The sequence below is a fragment of the Kluyvera intermedia genome, from assembly GCF_034424175.1.
Taxonomy (GTDB): Bacteria; Pseudomonadota; Gammaproteobacteria; order Enterobacterales; family Enterobacteriaceae; genus Kluyvera; species Kluyvera intermedia.
In genome coordinates, this window is record NZ_CP139986.1 from 2,167,678 (window position 1) to 2,184,881 (window position 17,204).

The window sequence follows — 17,204 nt, forward strand, 5'->3', positions numbered from 1 at the left end:
TGCACGTATAACCCCGGGGGCGGCGTAAACGCCTTGCCCGGGCTACGATGCGGTGTATTAGGTTACGATAAAGCGTTGTGGGTAGCCCGGCCAAGCGCAGCGCCGCCGGGAATTCTACTTACTTCGCCGCTAGCGCCTGTTTAATCCAATCGTCAAACGTTGCCTGATGCGCATGGATCCAGCCATCAACATGCAGCTGAATATTCTCGGCGCTGGACTCACCTTTGTGCATCAACTGGTTTTGCGCGTTAACATCGGCCAGCGGTAATTTCGCGACCGCAAACAGCTTCGCCGCCGCCGGATTTTTCGCGGCCCACTCTTTATTGGCGACGATATACTCGTTGTTCACTGCAAAACCGTAGTTTTTCCCATTAGGTAATTCTGTATTGAGATCTTTAAGCGACCCCGGATTCGCCGAGAACGGCACCGTTAACCACACCACGTCTTTACCCGGTTTTAATTCATCACTGACCCAATACGGCGTCCAGGTCCAATACAGCACCGGTTTACCAGCCTTAAAACGTGTGAGGGTATCGGCAATAATCGCCGAATAATTCCCCTGATTTTGCGTCACCGTATTACTCAGCTCATAAGCCTTAATTTGGGTATCAATGACCGAACCGCACACCCAGCCTGGATTACATCCTGCGAGGTCAGCCTTACCATCGCCGTTGGCATCAAAGAGTTTGGCAATTTTAGGATCTTTGAGCTGTGAAATATCCGTAATGTGATATTTGTCGGCGGTTTTTTTGTCGATTAAATAACCTTGCGCGGCCCCGCTGATATAAGTCCCCTGACGGTAGAATTTCTTATCACCGCCGCTGGCGCTGTACATATCCTGTTGTAGCGGCATCCAGTTAACCGCCATATAGGTGGCATCACCAGCGGCGATGGCCGTATAGGCAACGTTGTACTCAACCTCTTCGATAGGCGCCACATCGTAGCCAAGCTGCTTCAGCGCCCGGTTGATAATCTCGGTCTGAAAGGTTTCTTCCGGTAGGGGACTCTGCACAGGGTGAACGGTTATACCTTTGCCAGGCAGGTCGGCCGCAAAAATCGCGGGTGAGGTCAGTATTGCCGCCAGTGTGATGGCGTTTATCGTCGGTGTTTGCATAGTAGTAACCTTATTATTTAGGGTATAAAACCAGAGGTGGCAGGTTATTTTCGCGGTGATAAAAGGGTAAGCAGAAACGTTGTGGCGAATAATCACCTGAGTATTAGTGGTGATACTTTACCCTAGCATACTGAGATTTGATGGCAATCCTAAATATTTCCTGACAAGCTTTTATTATTATTTACATGCTAGGGTTATTCTTAATTTTTCGTGATTTAAAGCGGCTGAGAAAAGGGGAATACGAAGAATGTCGGATGTCAGCGATGCGGGAGCGGGTGATGCTGCCAACTTACTGATTTAGTGTATGATGGTGTTTTTGAGGTGCTCCAGTGGCTTCTGTTTCTATCAGCTGTCCCTCCTGTTCAGCTACTGACGGGGTGGTGCGTAACGGCAAAAGCACCGCCGGACATCAGCGCTATCTCTGCTCTCACTGCCGTAAAACATGGCAACTGCAGTTCACTTACACCGCTTCTCAACCCGGTACGCACCAGAAAATCATTGATATGGCCATGAATGGCGTTGGATGCCGGGCAACTGCCCGCATTATGGGCGTTGGCCTCAACACGATTTTCCGCCATTTAAAAAACTCAGGCCGCAGTCGGTAACCTCGCGCATACAGCCGGGCAGTGACGTCATCGTCTGCGCGGAAATGGACGAACAGTGGGGATACGTCGGGGCTAAATCGCGCCAGCGCTGGCTGTTTTACGCGTATGACAGGCTCCGGAAGACGGTTGTTGCGCACGTATTCGGTGAACGCACTATGGCGACGCTGGGGCGTCTTATGAGCCTGCTGTCACCCTTTGACGTGGTGATATGGATGACGGATGGCTGGCCGCTGTATGAATCCCGCCTGAAGGGAAAGCTGCACATAATCAGCAAGCGATATACGCAGCGAATTGAGCGGCATAACCTGAATCTGAGGCAGCACCTGGCACGGCTGGGACGGAAGTCGCTGTCGTTCTCAAAATCGGTGGAGCTGCATGACAAAGTCATCGGGCATTATCTGAACATAAAACACTATCAATAAGTTGGAGTCATTACCCAAAAATCAAATGCCCTGCTGTTTTATTCCTGTCGTATCAACGTGTTTGTACGTTGACATTTTTTTGAACGCGATTGACCGCGGTGAGCGTGTGCAATTTAATTTTCTTGTTTCCGAAATGAAACTTACCAGAGAATGATTGTTAATTTATTAATTGGCACTTTTGACGAAAAAAACATTATCATATGCATGAGGTCTAATAGCGATATCATGGGCAGGTGTTTTCTGAATCTCATCAGATTTAATATTATCCTCAGTCAGGCGTAACCACACCTCCAGGACTTCTGCGTTACCACTCTTAACCTTAGCATAACCTTCTGCGGTTTTTCTGTCTTCGGCTACATACAACCCCTCACCATCAAGTTCATTGCCATTTTCGAATGCATCATTTTCAAAACTTGAAGATAATCCGTTTTTCAACAGATTTTTAGAATCAAGAGTTGCATGATATCCTGCTTGTATAATTAACTGCCTGCCCCTCAGTACATCACTATCCTGTCTCTTAGGGGATAATCTTTTTAATAAAGAGGTTAAGCAGTCGCGTTTTTTTCTTTAAGGATTTCTTTTGCTGAGGGTAACTCATCATATTTAATGGGTGTCGTAGATATAACTAATGAAACGTTTTTAATGCTGCTAATCTTGTGTAGAGCACCTTGTAATCTCGAATCTCTAACTTCTGTAATCGAAGACACATCATAGCATTTTAGTCCGTATAATCTTGTAATCATTATCCTTGCCTTGGCAATTAAAATCTTGTGGCTTATAAATTAAAATGAATAAATATTTGAAGATTTTAGCACTAAAAAAATGCTTTTGTTTTTCAAAAAACAATCCTCTAATTTTATCGGTATGTTTGTAAGTATCCCAGCAATCCGCACCATTCACTTTTAGAGATCTTCCGACATACTGATTATGTCCCCTGAGGAGGTTGCTATGCGTAAGATCTGATTCACTGAACACCAGATTATCGCCGTTCTGAAGTCCGTCGAAGCCGGACGAACCGTCAAAGATGTTTGACGACCTCAGTCTGGAATACCGGGCACTGAGAGACGTTATCGAAAAAAGCTTTAAAACCAGCGATAAAGCGTGAGCTCATCAGCTATCTGACGGCGCAGTTTGCCATGAGCTTACGTCAGGCATGCAGGACATTATCGCTGAGCAGGACAGTGTATTTTTATCAGCCCGACACCCGGCGTGATGAGCCGGTGATCCAGGCGCTTACTGAAATGGCGCAACGCTATCCGCGATACGGTGTGAAGAAACTCTTTCAGGTGCTTCGCAGGAAGGGTAATGCCTGGAATCATAAGCGTGTACACCGGATTTACTGCCTGCTGAAACTGAATTCGTCGTAAGGGTAAACAACGCCTGCCGGTGCGCAACCCGGCTCCGCTGGCAACACCGGAAGCATTAAACCAGAGCTGGTCGATAGATTTTATGCACGATGCTCTCGTCATATATCCAGTCGACGCGTTTTGGTCATTTCGGCCCAGTCTTTGGAAGAATGTTGTACTCATCCATGTACTCATTTTTGACAGCGTTGTTACGAGATGAGTTGAGACATTATGAAATAAAAAATCCACGCAATTGCGTGGATTTTATGGCTTTTTGTGATTCTCATGAGGTTCAGCGAAACCTCATGAGACAACAAATTTTATTTAGACGTTGAACAGGAAGTTCATAATGTCGCCATCTTTAACGACATAATCTTTCCCTTCCGCACGCATCTTGCCCGCTTCTTTCGCGCCTTGCTCACCCTTGTAGGTGATAAAGTCTTCAAACGCGATAGTCTGAGCACGGATAAAGCCTTTTTCAAAGTCGGTGTGAATTTTACCGGCCGCCTGCGGTGCGGTGGCGCCAACAGGGATGGTCCATGCACGGACTTCTTTCACGCCAGCGGTGAAATAGGTTTGCAGATTCAGCAGTTCATAACCGGCACGGATAACGCGGTTCAGGCCTGGTTCTTCAATACCCAGCTCAGCCATAAACTCATCACGGTCAGCGTCGTCGAGTTCAGCGATATCAGATTCTACGGCGGCGCAAACGGCAACCACAACGGAACCTTCGGTTGCAGCGATTTCACGTACTTTATCGAGGTACGGGTTATTTTCAAAACCGTCTTCGTTTACGTTGGCAATATACATGGTTGGCTTCAGGGTCAGGAAGCTCAGGTATCTGATTGCCGCTTTGTCTTCGTCGGTCAGGTTGGTCAGGGAACGCAGCATACCGGCGTTCTCCAGCTGTGGCAGGCATTTTTCCAGCGCGGTCAGTTCAGCTTTTGCGTCTTTGTCGCCGCCTTTCGCTTTCTTCTGCACACGGTGGATAGCGCGTTCGCAGGTATCCAGATCGGACAGAGCCAGTTCGGTGTTGATGACTTCGATGTCGTCAGCCGGATCCACTTTGTTATTCACGTGGATGATGTTGTCGTTTTCAAAGCAACGAACAACGTGGCCGATAGCTTCGGTCTCGCGAATGTTGGTCAGGAACTGGTTGCCCAGGCCTTCACCTTTAGATGCACCTTTTACCAGACCCGCGATATCAACGAATTCCATGGTGGTTGGCAGGATGCGCTGTGGTTTGACGATTTCTGCCAGTTGATCCAGACGTGGATCGGGCATCGGGACAACACCCGTGTTCGGCTCGATAGTACAGAACGGGAAGTTTGCCGCTTCAATACCCGCTTTAGTGAGCGCGTTGAACAGGGTGGATTTGCCTACGTTAGGCAAACCAACGATACCGCATTTGAATCCCATGTTTAAATCACCTTAATCTTTTGATTTTCAACCTGTTATATAAAACAGATTGTAGAAAAGTAAATAACTCTGCCTATTATACACGTCATACGAAAAAATTACCGTATACACATCATCCTTCACGCTGACTTAGCGTCGGCTGACGGACAAGTGAATAATTATTGCGCTTTAAAGGCATGCAGGCGGTTGGTCGCTTTGGTGAGTCCGTCTTTGAGCCAAACCTCGGTACAGCGCGCCGCTTCGTCTACCGCATCGTCGATGAGCTTCTGTTCGGCGGACTGTGGCTTGCCTAATACAAATCCGACAACCTTGCTTTTATCGCCCGGATGACCGATTCCGATGCGTAAGCGATGAAAATTAGGGTTATTACCTAATTTACTGATGATGTCTTTGAGCCCATTGTGGCCACCGTGGCCGCCGCCAAGTTTAAATTTCGCCACGCCGGGTGGTAGATCCAGCTCATCATGAGCGACCAGAATTTCATCTGGATTAATACGATAGAACGTTGCCAGTGCCGCAACGGCTTTGCCGCTGAGGTTCATAAAGGTGGTGGGCACCAGCAGACGAATATCTTCTCCGGCGAGATTAATGCGGGAGGTGTAGCCAAAAAATTTGCTCTCTTCACGCAGTGGGGCGCGAAAACGTTCTGCCAGCAAATCAACATACCAGGCGCCAGCGTTATGACGCGTTCCCGCGTATTCTGCGCCGGGGTTCGCCAGGCCGACAATCAGTTTAATCGTCACGTAGTTATTCCTGAGTGGTCAATCTTAACGGCGGCTAGTTTACGTCGTGATGACGCTGTTGACAAAAATAAGCGCCGAAAGGGGCGAAAATTGAATAGTTCAACAGTGAGATAATATGGTTTTAATGTATTTCAGTAACTTAAATGTAAAGTTTTGTTCACCATAAGTGTTCATTTGTGATCGCCCACGCAATTATACCTGGCGGTGTTGTCTATACTTTACACACGAGGAATAGGGATATACTCATCGTCTTTCAAGTCCAATAGAGTCTATATCCCGAAGCCCAAGCCAATCTACGGAGGTGACACTATGAAACGCAAAAACGCTTCGTTACTCGGTAATGTGCTCATGGGATTAGGCCTGGTCGTTATGGTCGTTGGGGTTGGTTACTCAATTCTAAACCAGTTGCCGCAACTTGATCTGCCGCAGTTCTTTGCGCATGGTGCCATTCTTAGTATTTTTGTCGGCGCTGTGCTTTGGCTAACCGGGGCGCGTGTGGGTGGACGCGAACAGGTTTGCGATAGATATTGGTGGGTTCGCCACTACGATAAACGCTGTCGCCGCAACGGTAATCATAGCTAAGTAATAGCACGCTTAAGTGGATGCACAAATAAGAAAGCCCTGGTCATCAGACCGGGGCTTTACTGTTTTGGGTATCGCGTAACTTATTCAAACAAACGATGATGTAGTGCTTTAACCGCACCGTCAGCGACGTCGCCTGGCAGCAGGAAGCAAAGCGTATTGTTAGAGGCGCCGTGACAGATCATGCGTACCGCATGTTCTTCAAGGCGTGCAAAAACATCCTGACAAACGCCCGCGGCATGAGTCAGTTGGTTGCCAACAAGCGTTATCAGTGCCAGCCCAGTTTCCGCTTCCACACGACAATGGGACGATAGCGCGGTAAATAATGCGCTGGTCAGCGCACCGTCGTCGCCAGAGGTGGCATGCGTTGAGTCCAGTGCCAGCGCGATACTGTTTTCTGAGGTTGTTATCAGATCGACCGCAACAGAGTGCTGCGCCAGAATGGCAAATATCTGCGCCAGAAAACGATGAGTCGGTTCTGAGTCCAGACCTTGTAAACGCAGCAGCGTCTGCTTACGGCGTACAGCAACCGCACGGTAACGCGGAGGATTTTCCGTCGTGCAGCACACCAGCGTCCCGCCTGCGGCGGTATCTTTGCTGGAGCCAACAAAAACGGGAATGTTTTTGCGCATGGCGGGCATCAGCGTGGCTGGATGAAGTACTTTAGCACCGTAGGCCGCCATATCGCTGGCCTCGGAGAAAGAGATGCTGTCGATGCGTTTAGCCGTTGGCGTGATGCGCGGATCCGTCGTATAAATGCCTGCGACATCGGTCCAGATATCCACACGTGCAGCATGAAGTGCTTCACCCAGCAGTGACGCCGTGTAATCACTGCCGCCGCGCCCAAGCGTGGTGGTATGACCGGCACTGTCACGACCAATAAAGCCCTGGGTCACCATGACCGCTTGCTCAATTCGTGGGCGAAGGTGCAGCTCAGCGAGCTCTGCCAGGGCATTGACGTCGGGTTCTGCGCAGCCGTAATTGGAGTCGGTTCGCATCACTCTTCGCGCATCAAACCAACTCGACTCAACCTGACGTTCACGCAAAACTTCGGCGAAAAGCAGGCTGGATATTAATTCTCCATGACTTACCAGCTCATCGCTTAATGCGGTGGAAGGGGACGTCATTGCGGTATGAGCTAGTTGACCAATATTGTCGAGAAGATTATCAATCTCCGCGCTGATAACGGATGGCTGCCTTAAACGAGAAATAATGTTGTATTGGATGGTGCGTAAAGTCTCAAGCTTGTCTAATTGTTGAGGACTTTCCAGACCTTCAGAAAGCTCAACCAGCAAGTTTGTGACGCCTGCTGACGCAGACAAAACGACTAAACGAACATTGGGATCAGCAAGAACAATGCTGGCACTGCGGTTCATCGCATCAAAATCTGCGACGCTTGTGCCACCAAATTTGGCAACGACGAATTGTGGATAAATGCGAGTCATAACAATCTCATATCAGGGCGCCATAAAGTGATGGCTAGAAAATTTTCATTCTCGGCATAAGGGAAGAATCTTCACCTTACGAAACATCCGCCCGCGGACATTTCTGATGACAACCCAGGAAGCGCGTTCCTGTTGTCGATAACGTGTTTTGCCTGCCAATCGTTACCGGATAATGCACATGCGTTCTTTATTTACAGCCGGTGCAAATAAGCGCGCCATACTAAGTGATTTATTCTTATGAATCGACTGTTTTATTTTATTTCTCGGCAAACAGTGAGTGATCGTCCTTTAAGCGAAAGGGAGTGGTGTTATTAACGGTAAAAACGTGTAAATAAATAATAAAGCCCTGAAAATCAGATGGACTTCATTACATTATTGTTACTGTATCTATATGTGGCTTTTAGCGATAAAAGGTAACAAAAGCAAAGTGGTCAGCTCAGTTCGTTTTCTTGTTAGTTATTGATTTTATGGGGATTAATGTGTTTTTTAGATTGGGTGAAAATAAAAGATTGAGCCCTTCGCTAAAACAACATATATTAGCCGCGCTTTTTTATAGGTAATCCTTAAACCCTTTATTCAATCAGGCGTTAAACCACACCTGGTTGTAGGAGTGATATGATGACGGATAAAGTCCGTATTGATACTTTACGTGCTAATTCATTAACACAAACCAACGATACCTTTTTAGCAAGACAAGCCGAGTTTGAATCTAACGTCAGGAGCTATCCGCGTAAACTGCCATTGGCGATTGCCAAAGCGCAGGGCGTCTGGATTACTGATGTAGAAAATAATCAATATCTTGATTGTCTGGCAGGTGCTGGCACCCTGGCGCTTGGTCATAATCATCCTGATGTGCTTCAAAGTATTCAAAGTGTCATCACTAGCGGCTTACCGTTACATACGCTCGATCTGACTACACCATTAAAAGATGAATTTTCATCTTATTTGCTCTCCCTGTTACCGGGCGAAGGCAAAGAGTATTGCCTGCAATTCACCGGCCCATCCGGTGCTGATGCGGTGGAAGCCGCACTGAAGCTGGCGAAGAAAGTGACTGGCCGTTCCAGCGTTATCAGTTTCTCCGGCGGCTATCATGGGATGACCCACGGTGCCTTGTCCGTGACCGGTAACCTGTCGCCAAAAGAAGCCGTCAGCAACATGATGGCCGAAGTGCAGTTTATGCCTTATCCGCATGAGTACCGTTGCCCACTGGGTATTGGCGGCGAAGCGGGCGTGAAAGCCTTAAGCTACTACTTCGAAAACCTGATTAATGACGTTGAAAGCGGCGTGCGTAAACCTGCGGCGGTGATCCTTGAAGCCGTTCAGGGTGAAGGCGGCGTCAACCCGGCTCCGGTCGAGTGGCTGCAGCGCATTCGTAAAGTGACTCAGGAACACGGTATTCTGCTGATCATCGATGAAGTTCAGGCAGGTTTCGCGCGTACCGGTAAGCTGTTTGCATTCGAACACGCCGGTATTGAGCCGGACATCATCGTCATGTCTAAAGCTGTGGGCGGCGGTCTGCCGCTGGCCGTTCTGGGTATCAAAAAGCAGTTCGATGCATGGTCTCCAGGTCACCACACGGGTACCTTCCGTGGTAACCAGCTGGCAATGGCCACCGGTCTGACGACGCTGAAAATCCTCAAAGACGATAAGATTGCCGATAAAGTTGCTGCCCAGGGCGAGTGGCTGAAAGGTAAACTGGCTGATCTTCAGAAACGTTATCCGGTGATTGGGCAGGTGCGTGGTTTGGGGCTGATGATCGGCCTTGAGATTGTGAAGCCGAGTGAAGCACAGGATCATATGGGTTGCTACCCGGCCGATGGCGCGCTTTCTGCATTGCTGCAGAAAAAATGCTTCGAAAATGGCCTGATTCTTGAGCGTGGCGGTCGCGATGGTTGCGTACTGCGTTTACTGCCATCTCTGCTGATTACCAACGCTGAGCTGGAAATCTTCCTCGATAAATTTGAAAACGCCTTGCTAGGCGCTGGCGTGAAGCCGGTTTAACGGAGTGGGTCGAATGTCTGATGTAAACCCGATTCTGTCCGGTTCGCCGCAGAGTATTGCCGCCTACCAGGATGCTATCGAGCAGAGCACTCAAGCCGTTGTCGAATGGTTAAAGCAACCTGAGATGTATCAGGGTAAAACCGTTGAACAGCTGCGTTCTCGTATCAGCCTGAATTTCACCTCCGGGGGCCTGGGTAACCAGGCCGCTATTGAGCGTGCGGTTGAATATTTTTTAAAAGACAGTCTGTCGGTCCACCATGCGCAGTGCGTGGCGCATTTGCATTGCCCAAGTCTGGTGATTAGCCAGGCGGCGGAAGTGCTGATCAACGCCACCAACCAAAGCATGGATTCATGGGATCAGAGTCCTTCGGCGACCATCATTGAGATCAAACTCATTGAATGGCTGCGTGAGCAGGTGGGTTACCCGGCGGGTGACGCGGGCGTCTTCACCAGCGGCGGCACCCAGAGCAATCTGATGGGGCTGATGCTGGCGCGTGATGCGTATTTCGCACGCCAGGGGCATTCCATCCAGCAGGATGGTCTAACCGGCGATCTGAGTAAGATCAAAGTGTTCTGCTCTGAAAACGCTCACTTCTCTGTGCAGAAGAACATGGCGCTGATGGGGCTGGGCTACCGTTCGGTGACCCTGGTGAAAACCGATGCCTTCTCACGTATGGATCTTAACGATCTGCAAGAGAAGCTGGCACAGGCGCAAGCCAACGGCGAGCAGGTGATGGCAATTGTTGCTACTGCCGGCACCACCGATGCAGGGGCCATTGATCCACTGGCGGAAATCGCAGCACTGGCGGCAGAACACCAGATCTGGATGCATGTCGATGCGGCATGGGGTGGCGCATTACTGCTTTCTGAGAAGTATCGTCATTTCCTTAATGGACTTGAACTGGCTGACTCCGTCACGCTGGACTTCCATAAGCAGTTCTTCCAGACCATCAGCTGTGGCGCATTCTTGTTAAAAGAAGCTCGTCACTACGAATTGATGCGTTATCAGGCCGCGTATCTGAACTCTGATTTTGACGAAGAGCAAGGCGTACCGAACCTGGTGTCGAAGTCTCTGCAAACCACCCGTCGTTTTGATGCCTTGAAACTGTGGATGGGTCTGGAAGCGCTGGGTAAAAAGCAGTATGCCGAAATCATTGATAACGGCGTAACGCTGGCGCGTGACGTTGCGGAGTTCGTTGCAGCACAACCGCACCTTGAGCTGGTGATGCAGCCGCAGCTGGCGAGCGTCTTGTTCCGCTTCCGCCCTGAAAGCACCGACATGGCGTTTGTGGCACTGTTGAACCAACGGATTGGCGACGTATTGCTGGCATCCGGCAGCGCGAATGTTGGGGTAACGGAAGCGGATGGCGTAACCTGTCTGAAGCTGACGCTGCTGAACCCAACGGTATGCCTGGAGGACGTGAAAATCCTGCTGGCGAGCGTGAAAGAGACAGCAGAGAAGCTGCTCAAAGCGTAAGCAATAAGCTAGTTATAAAAATGGCTCCCGAAAGGAGCCATTTTTTTGTCTCTAACTTGTAGCCCGGCCAAGCGAAGCGCCGACGGGGAGGATACGGAGCTTTTCCCGGCGGCGCTTCGCTTGGCCGGGCTACGGGTTTAAATGATATCTGCTAGTGCGGCATCTTTATTCGGGAAGAATGCCAGTCGTCCCGGAATTGGCTGAATGCCCGCGCGTGCCATGGTGCGCAGTGGCTGAAATTCGAGGTTAGAGACGCGTAGCTCGCAGCCTTCAGGCAGTTTCTGCACAAAACGCTGGAACGCATCCAGTCCACCGGCATCCAGTACCGGCACTGCATCCCATTTCAGCACCACAATCCGTTTGCCTGCGATGCGCGTTTCCAGATCGGTAAACAACCCTTCAGCGGCGGCAAAGAACAGCGGCCCAATCACACGCAACACTAATACATCGTCCGGCACGGTGACGTTTACCGCTGACAGGCGCGTCATGCGGGCGATACGGCGCATAAACAGCAATGACGCGAGCACGATACCCACGCTAATTGCGATAACCATATCGAACAACACGGTCAGCGACATGCAAATCAGCATCACGATGATGTCGTCTTTCGGCGCTTTGCGCAGCAGATAGACCACTTTGTGCGCTTCGCTCATGTTCCACGCCACCATCAGCAGCAGGGCAGCCATCGCCGAAAGCGGTAACCATGAGAGAACCGGTGCCAGAATCAGCAATGCCAGAATTACCAGAATGGCGTGAATGACGGCGGAAACTGGGGATGTCGCGCCCGCACGCACGTTAGCGGCGGAACGAGCAATCGCCGCGGTCGCTGTAATGCCACCAAAGAACGGCGCGACGATATTCCCAAGGCCCTGGCCAATCAGTTCGCTGTTGGCTTTATGTTTGGTGCCGGTCATGCCGTCGAGTACCACGGCGCACAGTAGTGACTCAATGGCCCCGAGCATGGCCATTGAGAAGGCGGCAGGCAGCAGGGCCTGAAGTGACGCCCAACTGAGTGTGAACGTGGAGTTCGGCAAATCCCACGGCAGTACGAACTGTGGCAACAATTGGGGGATGCCGTTGCCCTGTGAGCCGTCGGCCAGAATGTAGTGGAACTGCGATCCGATGGTCGCGACATGGGCACCGAGCAGATTGACAATCACCATCACCAGGCAACCGGCAATTAGCGCAGGCAGATGGCCCGGCAAGCGAAGGCCAAGGCGAGGCCAGAGGATCAGGGTGCCGAGGGTCACAATACCAATGGCAGCATCGCCAAAATTGATGGTCGGTAGTGCCATGACCAGCGCGCCGACTTTCTGTAAATAGTGTTCCGGGACGTGCGTTAATTGCAGGCCGAGGAAGTCTTTAATCTGCATGGTCCCAATAGTGATACCGATCCCCGAAGTGAAACCCAGGGTGACCGACAGCGGAATGTATTCGATCAGGCGACCAAAGCGCGCGAGGCCAAAGAGGATCAAAAACAGGCCAGACATTAGCGTGGCGACCAGCAAACCGGCGAGACCAAACTGCTGCGATACCGGGTACAGAATCACCACGAAGGCGGCAGTCGGCCCGGAGACGCTAAAGCGGGAACCACCGCTTAGGGCAATAATGATCCCGGCGACGGCAGAAGTGTACAGGCCATACTGCGGGGCGACGCCGCTACCAATCGCCAGCGCCATTGCCAGTGGAATGGCAATGATACCGACGGTGATCCCGGCAATCAGGTCACGCATAAAGCGAGTGGTGGAATATTTCTCTTTCCAGCAGGCGTCAATCAGCGCGCGGAAAGGCATCACATCAGGGGAGAATAATTTATTCACGATACTGTTTCATCCATGAGCGCATCATCTGTCAGGCGAATGGCAGTGAAGTTGGCATAAATCATACAAATAAACACTATAGACAAAAAAACCCGCCGCAGCGGGTTTTTTAACCAAATCCGATTAATGCTCGAACATGGCAGAGATTGATTCTTCGTTGCTGATACGACGAATCGCTTCTGCCAGCATCCCGGACAGCGTCAGGGTACGGACGTTTGGCAGCGCTTTGATCTCATCACTTAACGGGATGGTATCGCATACGATAACTTCATCAATGACGGAGTTACGCAGGTTATTCACCGCATTACCAGAGAAGATCGGGTGGGTAGCGTAGGCGAATACGCGTTTCGCACCACGTTCTTTTAATGCTTCAGCCGCTTTACACAGCGTGCCGCCGGTATCAATCATGTCATCAACCAGAATACAGTCACGACCGGCAACATCACCGATGATATGCATAACCTGGGAAACGTTCGCACGCGGGCGACGTTTGTCGATGATAGCCATGTCGGTATCGTTCAGCAGTTTAGCGATAGCACGTGCGCGAACTACGCCGCCGATGTCCGGAGAAACCACAATTGGGTTTTCCAGGTTCAGCTGCAGCATATCTTCAAGCAGAATCGGGCTACCAAACACGTTATCAACCGGAACATCGAAGAAGCCCTGAATCTGCTCAGCGTGCAGATCTACGGTCAGTACACGGTCAACGCCAACGCTTGACAGGAAGTCAGCGACAACTTTAGCGGTGATAGGTACACGCGCAGAACGTACGCGACGATCCTGACGGGCATAGCCGAAGTAAGGGATAACGGCAGTGATTCGGCCTGCGGAAGCACGACGCAGGGCATCTACCATAACAACCAATTCCATCAGGTTGTCGTTAGTAGGGGCACAAGTGGACTGGATGATGAAAATATCACCACCGCGTACGTTTTCATTGATTTGTACGCTGACTTCGCCGTCGCTAAAGCGACCTACAGCGGCGTCGCCGAGAGAAGTGTACAGGCGGTTGGCAATACGTTGTGCTAGTTCCGGGGTGGCGTTACCAGCAAAAAGCTTCATATCAGGCACGAGAAGAACCTCAGGCATGCGTCCAGTGGTGGATGAAACGGGCCAAAAACTGTGCGGGCCAGACTCGATTTCATCCAGGCGGTGTATTAAAGAGCACGATGCAACGTCTGGAACGGGGTGACGTTGTCACCGGAACTCAGTTTGCCCGGCAGGGTTTACGCATTCACATTCTTCTTTCGTCAGCAAAACTGGCGGAAATCCGAATGATTCAGAGTAGGGCTTGCTTCAATGGTGAGAGGTTTACACCTTTCGCCACAAAGCCTTGCAACCATTCCGGGGCTTGCTCAAGCACCTGGCGGGCAGCGAGTTCTGTGTCGAATTCAGCAAAAACACAGGCTCCTGTTCCAGTCAGGCGCGACGGCGCGTATTCTAACAGCCAGGAAAGCACATCATCAACCTCGCGAAAACGTTTTCTTGCGATAACCTCGCAATCATTTGCGAATTCACAATTTAATAACGTCTCAATTGACCTGACCGGGGTATTTCGTGGTAGCTCGGGATCACGAAAAATGACCGGTGTGGGAATACTAACGCCAGGATGGGCGACCAGGTACCATTTCTCCGCCACATCAACCGGTGTCAGTATCTCACCAACGCCTTCGGCAAAGGCCGCGTGTCCGCGCACGAATACCGGTACGTCAGCACCCAGAGTTAACCCGATGGTTGCCAGTTCATCTTCGGACAACTGACACTGCCAAAGATGGTTGAGTGCGACCAGGACGGTGGCGGCGTTTGACGACCCACCGCCCAGACCTCCGCCCATTGGTAAACGTTTGTCGATACTGATATCAGCGCCACTACCTTTCGGCAATCGATCGCTGGTGGCGGCAGAGTGCATCAGTAGCCGCGCCGCACGAATAATCAGGTTTTCTTCATCAGGTACCCCTTCGACTGGCGTGAGCAAACGTAATTGCCCATCCTGACGCGGGACAATGGTCAGCGTATCGCCGTAGTCGAGAAACTGAAATAGCGTCTGTAAGGTATGGTAACCATCGGGACGCTGCCCGGTAATATATAAGAACAGGTTCAGTTTTGCGGGAGAAGGCCAGCGGGTCATCATTTCACGATCCAGTTGTCCATTTTCAGCTTGATGCGCTGAGAATCCTGCGTCAGTTCCATATTAGAAGGCAGGGCAGGCTGAGTTTTGCTGTCGTAGCCGCTGTAGACCACTTTCCACGTTTTCCCGTTCTGAGTGTAGTTTAATTCGCTCAGACGATACTGGTCGTCAAGCTTATAGTCCGTTGCATCGCCCGGCAGGCCGAGGATCCATTGACGCAGGCTGTTAAGCGGAATCGGCATACCGGTCAACTTGCCAATCATCTCTTCGCCATCGGCGGCGGTATAGTGTTGACCTTTATTATCGGTGAGTTGCGCAGAACCCGGCTTACCAATCAGTTCAAGCTCGGTGCTGCCCAGTGGATTGGTCAGCAGTAGACGGTAGTTATCCTGCCCGGTTTGTTGCCAGAAGAAGCGCGCGTAAACTTTCTGCTGGTCGGAAATATACGCGAATGCGCCGCGCGTCTGGTATTGGCTTAGCTTGCGCACGTCTTGCTGGTGTTGCTGCCATTGAGGTGAGGTTGGACTTTTGCCCGGCCCTTGAGGTGCTGTGAGGGTACAACCGGTAAGGACCAGGGCTGCCAGCGGCAGTAGGCGAAGCGTGCGGAAATCTGACAGGGTCATAGTGACGACAATCCTTGAAATGCGTTGCAGTAATTACGCTTAATGCTAGCGTCGCCGGGGGGCAGCGTCTACGCTCAAGTTGTCTTAAATCATAAAATTAACCTGGCCTACCTATTACTCCAAAAGGGGAGCCTCCCTTTTATTGATCTCGCGCATCCTGTATGATGCGCTCAGACTAACCTTATCAACGCTGGTACTACTCCCGCACAATGACCCTTTTAGCTCTTGGCATTAATCACAAAACAGCCCCGGTAGCGCTGCGAGAACGAGTGACGTTTTCGCCGGATTCGCTTGACCAGGCGCTGGAGAGCCTTCTGGCTCAGCCAATGGTCCAGGGGGGCGTGGTTCTGTCGACCTGTAACCGCACTGAACTTTACCTGAGCGTAGAAGAGCAAGATAACCTCCACGAGGCTATCGTACGCTGGCTGTGCGACTATCACGGTCTGAATGAAGAAGAACTGCGCCAAAGCTTGTATTGGCACCAGGATAACGACGCCGTCAGCCATCTGATGCGCGTTGCCAGCGGTCTGGATTCGCTGGTGCTGGGTGAGCCGCAGATCTTAGGTCAGGTTAAAAAAGCGTTTGCCGATTCCAGCCGTGGCCATGTTAACGCCAGCTCGCTGGAACGCATGTTCCAGAAATCGTTCTCTGTCGCCAAGCGGGTGCGCACTGAAACGGATATCGGTGCCAGCGCGGTATCGGTAGCGTTTGCTGCCTGTACGCTCGCGCGACAGATTTTTGAATCACTCTCAACGGTCACCGTGCTGCTGGTTGGCGCAGGTGAGACCATTGAACTCGTGGCGCGCCATTTGCGCGAGCATCACGTACAAAAAATGTTGATTGCCAACCGTACGCGTGAACGTGCGCAGGTGCTGGCAGATGAAGTCGGGGCGGAAGTGATTGCCTTGAGCGACGTCGACGAACGGCTGAAAGAAGCCGACATCATCATTAGTTCTACCGCCAGTCCGCTGCCGATTATTGGCAAAGGCATGGTCGAGCGCGCCCTGAAAGCACGACGTAACCAGCCGATGTTGCTGGTGGATATTGCCGTACCGCGCGACGTTGAACCGGAAGTCGGAAAGCTTGCTAACGCCTACCTGTACAGCGTTGACGACCTGCAAAACATTATTCAGCATAACCTGGCACAGCGAAAAGCTGCCGCAGTGCAGGCTGAAACGATAGTGGAGCAGGAAACCAGTGAATTCATGGCCTGGCTGCGCGCGCAAAGCGCCAGCGATACCATCCGTGAATATCGCTCTCAGGCTGAAACAGTGCGTGAAGAACTTACCGCGAAAGCGATTGCTGCGCTCGAAAACGGCGGCGATCCACAGATCATTATGCAAGATCTGGCGCGCAAGTTAACCAACCGCCTGATCCACACGCCAACCAAATCTCTTCAGCAGGCTGCCCGTGACGGGGATGATGAACGCCTGCATATTCTGCGCAACAGCCTCGGGCTGGAGTAGCACAACTCTATTT

At 51.0% G+C, this 17,204-nt stretch carries 14 protein-coding genes and 1 pseudogene; 6 read left to right on the forward strand and 9 right to left on the reverse strand.

What is annotated here, in order from left to right; genetic code table 11:
* Window positions 1-118: 118 nt before the first annotated feature.
* The gene (gene proX, locus U0026_RS10540) at window positions 119-1,114 is read right to left on the reverse strand and encodes a glycine betaine/L-proline ABC transporter substrate-binding protein ProX (protein WP_062776285.1); all 996 of its coding nucleotides are present in this window, start codon (window positions 1,112-1,114) and stop codon (window positions 119-121) included.
* Window positions 1,115-1,443: 329 nt separating this feature from the next.
* Here proX and U0026_RS10545 point away from each other — a divergent pair.
* Window positions 1,444-2,141, forward strand: a protein-coding gene (locus U0026_RS10545; protein WP_241973917.1) for an IS1-like element IS1B family transposase whose coding sequence is annotated in 2 segments (ribosomal slippage) — window positions 1,444-1,693 and window positions 1,693-2,141 — 699 coding nt in all. Because the reading frame shifts where the segments join, the coding sequence is not laid out codon by codon here.
* A gap of 165 nt (window positions 2,142-2,306) precedes the next feature.
* Here the strand turns inward: U0026_RS10545 and U0026_RS10550 are convergent.
* Window positions 2,307-2,576 carry a hypothetical protein gene (locus tag U0026_RS10550; RefSeq protein WP_062778716.1) on the reverse strand — a complete coding sequence of 90 codons (270 nt, stop codon included), beginning with the start codon at window positions 2,574-2,576 and terminating at the stop codon, window positions 2,307-2,309.
* A 543-nt stretch (window positions 2,577-3,119) separates the two neighbouring features.
* Here U0026_RS10550 and U0026_RS10555 point away from each other — a divergent pair.
* Window positions 3,120-3,608: pseudogene (locus U0026_RS10555) on the forward strand (IS3 family transposase); the annotation flags it as partial.
* Window positions 3,609-3,811: 203 nt separating this feature from the next.
* On the opposite strand, the gene ychF reads toward U0026_RS10555, so the two are convergent.
* Both ychF and pth read right to left on the reverse strand, forming a co-directional pair.
* The gene (ychF, locus tag U0026_RS10560; RefSeq protein WP_062778720.1) at window positions 3,812-4,906 is read right to left on the reverse strand and encodes a redox-regulated ATPase YchF; all 1,095 of its coding nucleotides are present in this window, start codon (window positions 4,904-4,906) and stop codon (window positions 3,812-3,814) included.
* Window positions 4,907-5,064: 158 nt separating this feature from the next.
* Window positions 5,065-5,649 carry an aminoacyl-tRNA hydrolase gene (pth, locus tag U0026_RS10565; RefSeq protein WP_062778722.1) on the reverse strand — a complete coding sequence of 195 codons (585 nt, stop codon included), beginning with the start codon at window positions 5,647-5,649 and terminating at the stop codon, window positions 5,065-5,067.
* A gap of 309 nt (window positions 5,650-5,958) precedes the next feature.
* Here pth and ychH point away from each other — a divergent pair, with 309 nt between their 5' ends.
* On the forward strand, window positions 5,959-6,231 hold the full coding sequence (ychH, locus tag U0026_RS10570) for a stress-induced protein YchH (RefSeq protein ID WP_062778724.1): 273 nt from the start codon (window positions 5,959-5,961) through the stop codon (window positions 6,229-6,231).
* Window positions 6,232-6,314: 83 nt separating this feature from the next.
* On the opposite strand, the gene lysC is transcribed toward ychH, so the two are convergent.
* On the reverse strand, window positions 6,315-7,676 hold the full coding sequence (gene lysC / locus U0026_RS10575) for a lysine-sensitive aspartokinase 3 (RefSeq protein ID WP_062778726.1): 1,362 nt from the start codon (window positions 7,674-7,676) through the stop codon (window positions 6,315-6,317).
* 615 nt (window positions 7,677-8,291) lie between these two features.
* On the opposite strand from lysC, the gene U0026_RS10580 reads away from it, so the two are divergent.
* Both U0026_RS10580 and U0026_RS10585 read left to right on the forward strand, forming a co-directional pair.
* Entirely contained in the window at window positions 8,292-9,677 is a 1,386-nt protein-coding gene (locus U0026_RS10580; protein WP_126440722.1) for a diaminobutyrate--2-oxoglutarate transaminase, read from the forward strand.
* Window positions 9,678-9,690: 13 nt separating this feature from the next.
* A complete protein-coding gene (locus U0026_RS10585; protein ID WP_062778729.1) occupies window positions 9,691-11,154 on the forward strand; it encodes a pyridoxal phosphate-dependent decarboxylase family protein in 1,464 nt (487 codons plus the stop codon).
* Between the two features lie 137 nt (window positions 11,155-11,291).
* Here the strand turns inward: U0026_RS10585 and dauA are convergent, their stop codons facing one another.
* The 4 genes from dauA to lolB form a co-directional block, all read right to left on the reverse strand.
* Window positions 11,292-12,947 carry a C4-dicarboxylic acid transporter DauA gene (gene dauA, locus U0026_RS10590; protein WP_062778777.1) on the reverse strand — a complete coding sequence of 552 codons (1,656 nt, stop codon included), beginning with the start codon at window positions 12,945-12,947 and terminating at the stop codon, window positions 11,292-11,294.
* A 150-nt stretch (window positions 12,948-13,097) separates the two neighbouring features.
* Window positions 13,098-14,045, reverse strand: a complete 948-nt coding sequence (gene prs, locus U0026_RS10595; RefSeq protein ID WP_112203978.1) for a ribose-phosphate diphosphokinase — start codon at window positions 14,043-14,045, stop codon at window positions 13,098-13,100.
* Between the two features lie 208 nt (window positions 14,046-14,253).
* Window positions 14,254-15,102, reverse strand: a complete 849-nt coding sequence (gene ispE, locus U0026_RS10600; RefSeq protein WP_164717436.1) for a 4-(cytidine 5'-diphospho)-2-C-methyl-D-erythritol kinase — start codon at window positions 15,100-15,102, stop codon at window positions 14,254-14,256.
* Window positions 15,102-15,725: a lipoprotein insertase outer membrane protein LolB gene (gene lolB / locus U0026_RS10605; protein ID WP_062778733.1), complete on the reverse strand. Its 624-nt coding sequence runs from the start codon at window positions 15,723-15,725 to the stop codon at window positions 15,102-15,104. The genes ispE and lolB overlap by 1 nt, the downstream gene beginning before the upstream one ends.
* A 209-nt stretch (window positions 15,726-15,934) precedes the next feature.
* On the opposite strand from lolB, the gene hemA reads away from it, so the two are divergent.
* Entirely contained in the window at window positions 15,935-17,191 is a 1,257-nt protein-coding gene (hemA, locus tag U0026_RS10610) for a glutamyl-tRNA reductase (RefSeq protein WP_062778735.1), read from the forward strand.
* Window positions 17,192-17,204: the final 13 nt, after the last annotated feature.